The sequence below is a fragment of the Candidatus Saccharibacteria bacterium genome (assembly GCA_017983775.1).
Lineage (GTDB): Bacteria > Patescibacteriota > Saccharimonadia > JAGOAT01 > JAGOAT01 > JAGOAT01.
In genome coordinates this window covers 1-3411 of the sequence record JAGOAT010000043.1, presented here as the reverse complement: position 1 = coordinate 3411, position 3411 = coordinate 1, and the positions used below count along the sequence as shown (strand labels likewise).

Genomic DNA, 3411 nt, shown 5'->3' with positions numbered 1-3411 from the left:
TGGTGCATCTTGGACAATGTCTGTTCCCTCTAGTTGAGAGAGGGTCTCTTGGTCAATTGGATCACCTTCTTTTTTCTCTGAACTATCTCCTCCGAAGGCTCTTGTTACCTCTTGATCAATATTATCGCTCATCTTATTGATTACATAATCAATACTCTGACGATTGGCCATATAGGCATTGATATGCATTCCAGTTCTCTTGGCTAGAAAATCAATGGCATGCAAATTACTAGGATCAAGCATTGCAATATTGAGATTTCTATCGACTATTCCAAAAGGAGCAGCCATATACTCTTTGGCCAGTTGTTTGGGAATCTTGAGCAAAGCATCCTGAGGAATATTTTTATCTATCAATTCAACGTAGGGAGTCTTGGTTGCACTGGCGAGCAACTTAACACTATCATTTTCACTAATGACCTTACTATCGATTAATTGTTGGAGTAAACCTCGACGCTTAACATTAGCAAGCTTTTTTTGCTCCTCTAGTGCCTGAGCTGTCAGGACATTTTGTGACACCAGATAGTTGACTATCTGGGTTTCAACTTCTCTTGAAAGCATCAGCTATAATCAATCAGGCCTCTCAAGTACCTGATTGTCTCCGTATCAAAATCAGTCTTGAATTGATATGGTCTCTCGACAGTGATTCCTGAATTTGGCCCAAAAAATCGAATGTAGACAAATATTGCAATAGTCAGTAGTGCTGAAGCTGCAATCACGATAATTAATTGTCTGGTAGAAGTTGATTTCATTATAAGACCTCCGTCGTCGATTTTGGTGTGACGGCTGGGCTAAAATAGGCTGTCAGATTGATCTTGACCTTAACCGATTGGTCTGAAAGCCTATAGCTAGTAGATTGTTGAGATGAGTTATCCGAGATAGTGATATCTATACTGGTAATATCTAAAGTCCTAAGCGAATTTTCCGAGTTCTCTAAAAATTTTAAGAAATTTCCAATCGATGCATCATTGATCTTACTTGAGAAGCTGATTGTTTGAACTCCCTTAGGGGGGACATTGATTAGAGCTTCCTTGGAGTTTTTATTTTCAGTAAACGCGTTACCGAGCTCTACCGAACTTTGTCTAGCTAGTTGATTCATAATTAAATAGATATCATTTTCATCAAACTCTTCTGGCAAAGCCGAAAGGATCAATTCTTCGTCTGTCAGATTTGAAGCTAAGCTAGAATCAGTAATCTTTTGATAGGATTGCTTGAGGGTATCGAGTCTAGATATATTATTGTCCAAATCTTGACTTGTGATTGCCAGAGCTTCAGTTTCCTTCTGATTCTTGACGCTTAATGAGGCAAATTGAGTAATACCAACCAAGCCGATTGCTACCACAAGAACCAACCAAATTACAAAAGCGGCAGTCAAATTAAACTTCAAGTGCTTGATATCATTAAGAGTTACTTGTTTGCTTGTTAGGTTTTTGAGATCAATTGCCATCTTGGTTTTCTCCCTTGAGAATAATCTCACTAGCAATAAAGACTACTTCAAATCCGACTTGACTACTGCCAGTCGAGCTTGAGACTGATTCAGTCTTGATATCGGTAAATAATGATTCACCAGTCTGAGAATCCTTAGCATCTCGCAAACTACCAATTAATTTATCAGCTACCTCTTCGGTAGAATTTGCCCGACCAACAATACTGACTTCCAGATCATCTTTAATCTTAATCGATGCAGGACGTACACCTGAGGGTAAAATATTAAATATCTTATCGACTAATTTTGAGTGATGAGTTCTATTGATGCTTAGTTGATAAGCAGAATCTAGATTTTGTTGGAGTGTAGCAGTTTGATTGATTAGTTCTTGATTTTGATTAATAATCTCTTGCTTGGCTTTGACACTAGATTTGGCATCATCCAAGCTAAGCTTGCTAGTAATAAATAAGCTACTTAAGGCCAGATTGACTGTAACCATCACAATTGTTGCTACTACAGCCCCACTAAATATTAGCTTGCGATAAAACTTTTCCTTTAAATGGCTTTGATAGACTTCTGGTAGTAAATTAATAATGATGTTCATTCGATCAGATTCCTCATAGCTAGACCTACCGCTGTAGCAAAAGTTGGGACTGTCTTATCGATATATTGTTTACGAGATGGACTATAGCTAACATGTTGCCAAGGATTTCCATATTCTGCTGGGATTTTTAGATTACCACTATAATAACTAACCAATCCGGGTACACTAATGCCCCCACCGGTAAAAATCAACTTCTTGACAGTATCAGCACCGACTTGATTGTTATAGAAGTTGATTGATCTACTGATTTCCTGGATCACTGTATCAGTTTGTTGCTGGATGCTTGAGAATATCTGACTCTGCATCTGACTCTGCCCAATCCCTAATCTCCAAAGATAGCCATTGGCTTGATCAGGCGGCAAATTAAGATTCTCAGCAAGATTAGCTACAAGATTACGAATACCAATATTGACTGATCTAATCAACTTGGGTATGTGATTATCTACTATGGTAATTCCAGTCTCACTCATCCCGAGATCAACTATGCAATATCGACTATTCTTAACACTACTAAAACAACGAATATGGGCCAATGGGTTGATTTCAAGTGCTAACAACTCCAGGCCAGCTAGTTGTAATATCTCTAAATATTTGTTTGCCTTCTCGAGTGGAGCTGCCACCAGCAAAACTTCTACTTCCTTGCCGTCAGGTGTTTCTCCTAGATCTGCCCAGTCAATTTTTGCCTGGTCAATCGGTATTGGGATATACTTTTCAGCCTGAAACTTAATCGACTGATCTAGCTCCTGCTTTTTGAGTTTTGGAGCACGAATAATATTTGCCGATACTATAGAATTGGGCAATGAGGCTATCACATTATTCGAGGTGACTTGACTATCCTTGGCAAGCTTAACAATCAGTTTGGCTATTTCTCTTTTGGACTCTGGAGTATCACTAGCTATTAGTCCATCTGGAGTCTGAGTGCTACCAATAGTGACTAGTTCGGGCTTGGGATGGCTAGACTTTAATTGGACAAGTTTAATACTACTGTTACCAATGTCCAGTCCGAAATATTCCTTTACGCTGTCTATGTTTTTCATTTTTATTTGTTTCTCAAATCGCTACTATCCCATTTAACCACAACCATGATAGTCTTGGCAAGGGGCGTAGAGTACCCATCGCAAATATGACCAAGTATAAGTCTTGGCTAACCCCAAGTATCATGGCCTGTCTCATCGTCCCCTGAAACCCCTTATCTTGTCATCCTCCGATTGTCCGAAGGACAATACGGGGGATCCGCCCTGTGAGTAAAGCTTTCTATTAGTTAGCAGTCTGGTTAGTCTCCCCAAGCTAAGGACTTACTCCTAAGTAACCTTCCTAGCTCAAGCCGTATCCTTTAGTCCAAAACAGTTATTCTCCTTCATCACCATAAATAACATTATGTCTC

At 39.2% G+C, this 3411-nt stretch carries 5 protein-coding genes; all 5 read right to left on the bottom strand.

Annotation, left to right across the window (positions count from 1 at the left end; translation table 11 throughout):
• A partial coding sequence (locus KA531_04080) for a hypothetical protein (GenBank protein ID MBP6006046.1) occupies positions 1–558 on the bottom strand: 558 nt, incomplete at its 3' end.
• Positions 558–749 carry a hypothetical protein gene (locus KA531_04075; protein ID MBP6006045.1) on the bottom strand — a complete coding sequence of 64 codons (192 nt, stop codon included), beginning with the start codon at positions 747–749 and terminating at the stop codon, positions 558–560. The genes KA531_04080 and KA531_04075, both read right to left, overlap by 1 nt.
• Positions 749–1444 (bottom strand): hypothetical protein, encoded by a 696-nt coding sequence (locus KA531_04070; GenBank protein ID MBP6006044.1) that lies wholly within the window; start codon positions 1442–1444, stop codon positions 749–751. The genes KA531_04075 and KA531_04070 overlap by 1 nt, the downstream gene beginning before the upstream one ends.
• Complete coding sequence (locus KA531_04065; protein MBP6006043.1) at positions 1434–2027, bottom strand: hypothetical protein; 594 nt, start codon at positions 2025–2027, stop codon at positions 1434–1436. The genes KA531_04070 and KA531_04065 overlap by 11 nt, the downstream gene beginning before the upstream one ends.
• Entirely contained in the window at positions 2024–3064 is a 1041-nt protein-coding gene (gene pilM, locus KA531_04060; protein ID MBP6006042.1) for a type IV pilus assembly protein PilM, read from the bottom strand. The genes KA531_04065 and pilM overlap by 4 nt, the downstream gene beginning before the upstream one ends.
• Positions 3065–3411 lie beyond the last annotated feature (347 nt).